The following is a 3,456-nucleotide window of genomic DNA, read 5'->3' as shown; positions in this document are numbered from 1 at the left end:
ACGCTCGGCGGCGCGATCGCTTCGTGTGCTCATGGGTAGATGGTGGCACAGCCCTCGGACAGCGACCACCACCTCGCCGACATCCACCGGGACCGCGTGGCAGGATGGTCGTCGTGAGCATCGCAACGCAGAAGGCAACCATCCACACGAACAAGGGCGACATCGTCGTCGATCTGTTCGGCAACCACGCCCCGGAGACGGTCGCGAACTTCGTCGGCCTGGCCGACGGGTCGAAGGACTACTCTCAGGCCAACGCCAAGGGCGAGAAGTCCGGCCCGTTCTACGACGGTTCGATCTTCCACCGCGTCATCTCCGGGTTCATGATCCAGGGCGGCGACCCCACGGGAACCGGCCGCGGCGGCCCGGGCTACCAGTTCAAGGACGAGTTCCACCCGGAGCTCCAGTTCACCGAGCCGTACCTGCTGGCCATGGCCAACGCCGGCCCGGGGACCAACGGTTCGCAGTTCTTCGTCACCGTGGGCCCGACTCCGCACCTGAACAACCGGCACACCATCTTCGGGAAGGTCGCGGACGCCGACTCGCAGAAGGTCATCGACGCCATCGCCACCACCAAGACCGGCGCCATGGACCGCCCGGTCGAGGACATCGTGATCGAGTCGATCGAGATCTCCTGACTCCTGATCCACAGGGTCGTGGCGACACGGCCCGGCCAGCGGCGCGGGCACCGGAACACCGGTCCCGCGCCGTCGGTCTATCCACGACGATCCAGGAACGGTGACAGCACACCAGCCCATGACCACCCAGACGCACAACGGCGGCGCCGTCTCCCGCTTCTTCCGACGCCAGCCGGTGACCGCGTGGCTCATCACCGCCAACCTCGCGGTCTACGCCGCCACGGTCGCCCAGTCGCGGAGCATGCTCGGCAACCACACCTCGGCGCTGTTCGAGGCCACGGCGCTCTATCCGCCGCTGGTCGCGGCGCGGGACGAGTGGTGGCGCCTGATGACCTCGGCCTTCCAGCATTTCGGGCCGATGCACCTCCTGCTCAACATGTACATGTTGTGGATCCTCGGTCTGGGCATCGAGCGCAGCATCGGACACGCCCGGTTCTTCGCGCTGTACCTGGTCTCGGCCTTCGGCGGCTCCGTCGCCGTGATGTTCTACGGCCAGAACGCGCTCACGGCCGGGGCGTCCGGCGCCATCTTCGGCCTCATGGGTGCGTACGCGATCGTCGCGATGTCGATGCGCCTCGACGTCAAGGGGATCGGGATACTGCTGGTGCTCAACATCGGCGTGAGCTTCCTCGTTCCCGGCATCTCCCTCGCCGCCCACCTGGGCGGCCTGGTGGTGGGCGCGCTCGGAGCGCTCGTCCTGGTGGTCCTGCCCCGTCGACTGCCGGGACGGGTGGGTCGTGGCGGGCGGGAGACCGTGTCGTGGCTCGCCTACCTGGGACTGGTGGCGCTCGTCGCCGTGGCCGCCTGGTACGCGGCCGACACCATGCAGTGGGGTTACGTCCTCAGGCGCTAGATCCGGGGCCGCCGGTATCCGACCCGGTGGCATCCGACCCGCCCGTATCCGACCCCGTGGCATCCGACCCGGCGGACCCCGGCCCCCGGGTCCCCCCGAATCCCAGGCCCACCAGCCTCTCCCTCACCTCACGCGGATCGGTCCCCAGGTCTCCCCGCGTGAACACGTCGAGCTGCTCCCGCCCCCGGTCGTCCACGTACTCCAGTCGCATGAGGTGCTGGCGCACGCCCCATCTCGCGACCCCGAGCGCGCGCGCCTCGACGACCTGCGCCGGCGGCACGAACACCACGCCACCGAGCTTCTTGATCGCGAGCTGTCCGTCCACCACCTCTATCCGGGGACGCCGCATCAACTGCATCACCCCAGCGGGGACCACGAGCAGCGCCAGCAGCCCGGTGAGGATGAGCCCCAGGGGATCCCGGTTGGTCAGTCCCACCACCACCGCACCGACCCCGAGGGCGATCTGCGCGGCCGGCCACAGGGTCCCCGGGCCCCACGACGCGGCCTGGTGTCCGCCGGTGGACGCCGTTGTCTCACTCATCCCGCCATCCTCCCTTATCCACAGGCGGAATCCACAGTGTGGATGAATCACACGGGTGGAGTTCGATCCGCGTTCGAGAGGGCAGCACCCCGACCTGCGGCGTCGTCCTCGTCGTCGTCGTCGAGGGTTTATCCCCAGTGTGGAGGGAGTTGTCCACAGCCTGTGTGCGCGGGCGCGGGCATCGCTAACACCGGTCACTTCGCCGAATACACCACCTTGACCTGCATGGATGTCAATTCGATGAGAAAATGCAGGTCACCCCCCGCGTCGTGCGGGAGGTGACCTGTGAATTAAGCTGTGGAATGCGGGGAACGGGGTTCCGGTAGAACGGGTGTCAGCGCCAGTTCATGGTCATGAGCAGCCCGACCACGGCCAGCCCGAAACCGATGGCGAAGTTCTGCCAGGTCTCGAGGGACTGCATGAACGGGATCCGCTCACCGGCGATGTAGTAGGTCACCAACCACGCCAGGCCCAGGATCATGAGACCGAACATCACGATCAGGTACCACTGCGCGGTGGGCGTCCCCTTGACCTTGACGGGGGTGCGGCTGACGGCCGCGTCGGTGTACTCGGTCTTCGACCGGACCTTTGACTTGGGCATGACGTCCTCGCACTGGTGGGGCTGATCCAGGCCACTCTACCAAGACCCGCCGGGGACGTTCATCCCGACGACAGCAGTACGCTGCATCTATGCGCATCCTCGTCGTCGACAACTACGACAGCTTCGTCTACAACCTGGTCCAGTACCTGGGACAGCTGGGCGCGACGTGCGAGGTGTGGCGGAACGACGACGAGAGACTCGCCGGCCCGGACGGCGGCTACGACCCGGCGTCGCTCGCGGGCGTGGTCGCCGAGTTCGACGGCGTCCTGCTCAGCCCGGGCCCGGGGACGCCGGACCGGGCGGGCGCCACGATCCCGCTGATCGGGGTCTGTGGGCGCGCGGGTGTCCCGGTGCTGGGCGTGTGCCTGGGACACCAGGCGATCGGCGAGGCCTTCGGCGCCACGGTCGACCGGGCCGCTGAACTCATGCACGGCAAGACGAGTCGGGTCACCCACGACGACTCGGGCGTCCTCGCCGGGATCCCCAGCCCGTTCACGGCGACCCGCTACCACTCGCTGACGGTGCTCCCGGAGACCGTCCCGGAGGAACTCGTGCCCACCGCGTGGACCGGGTCCGGGCTGATCATGGCGATGCGGCACCGCGAACTGCCCGTCCACGGGGTCCAGTTCCACCCCGAGTCCGTGATGAGCGACGGCGGCCACCGCATGCTCGCCAACTGGTTGGGCATGTGCGGCGAGCAGCCTGCGGAGACCCTGGTGGCGGGTCTGGAGCAGGAGCTCGACCGGGCCCGCGGCGCCGCGCTCGCCTGACAGGCCGCACCGCCCGCACGCTGAGTCGACCACGCCCGGCGCCCACGCTCGGCGCC

Annotated in this window: 5 protein-coding genes; 3 read left to right on the top strand and 2 right to left on the bottom strand. The window is 68.6% G+C overall.

Annotation, left to right across the window (positions count from 1 at the left end; translation table 11 throughout):
* Positions 1–104 precede the first annotated feature (104 nt).
* Positions 105–635, top strand: coding sequence for a peptidylprolyl isomerase (locus G6031_RS16830; protein ID WP_179524029.1), 531 nt, complete (start codon positions 105–107; stop codon positions 633–635).
* A 118-nt stretch (positions 636–753) separates the two neighbouring features.
* Positions 754–1,488 carry a rhomboid family intramembrane serine protease gene (locus tag G6031_RS16825; RefSeq protein ID WP_182653883.1) on the top strand — a complete coding sequence of 245 codons (735 nt, stop codon included), beginning with the start codon at positions 754–756 and terminating at the stop codon, positions 1,486–1,488.
* Here the strand turns inward: G6031_RS16825 and G6031_RS16820 are convergent.
* Together G6031_RS16820 and crgA are read right to left on the bottom strand one after the other, a co-directional pair.
* The gene (locus G6031_RS16820; protein ID WP_241737394.1) at positions 1,478–2,029 is read right to left on the bottom strand and encodes a PH domain-containing protein; all 552 of its coding nucleotides are present in this window, start codon (positions 2,027–2,029) and stop codon (positions 1,478–1,480) included. The two genes, G6031_RS16825 and G6031_RS16820, sit on opposite strands and share 11 nt — an antisense overlap.
* A 334-nt stretch (positions 2,030–2,363) precedes the next feature.
* Positions 2,364–2,630, bottom strand: coding sequence for a cell division protein CrgA (crgA, locus tag G6031_RS16815; protein WP_179524031.1), 267 nt, complete (start codon positions 2,628–2,630; stop codon positions 2,364–2,366).
* An 89-nt stretch (positions 2,631–2,719) separates the two neighbouring features.
* Between crgA and G6031_RS16810 the strand changes: the two genes are divergently transcribed.
* On the top strand, positions 2,720–3,400 hold the full coding sequence (locus tag G6031_RS16810) for an aminodeoxychorismate/anthranilate synthase component II (protein WP_182653882.1): 681 nt from the start codon (positions 2,720–2,722) through the stop codon (positions 3,398–3,400).
* The last annotated feature ends 56 nt before the right edge of the window (positions 3,401–3,456 follow it).

The organism is Dietzia sp. CQ4, from assembly GCF_014145125.1.
Taxonomy (GTDB): domain Bacteria; phylum Actinomycetota; class Actinomycetes; order Mycobacteriales; family Mycobacteriaceae; genus Dietzia; species Dietzia natronolimnaea.
The sequence above is the reverse complement of the archived record's forward strand: the minus strand, read 5'-3'. Positions and strand labels throughout refer to the sequence as shown.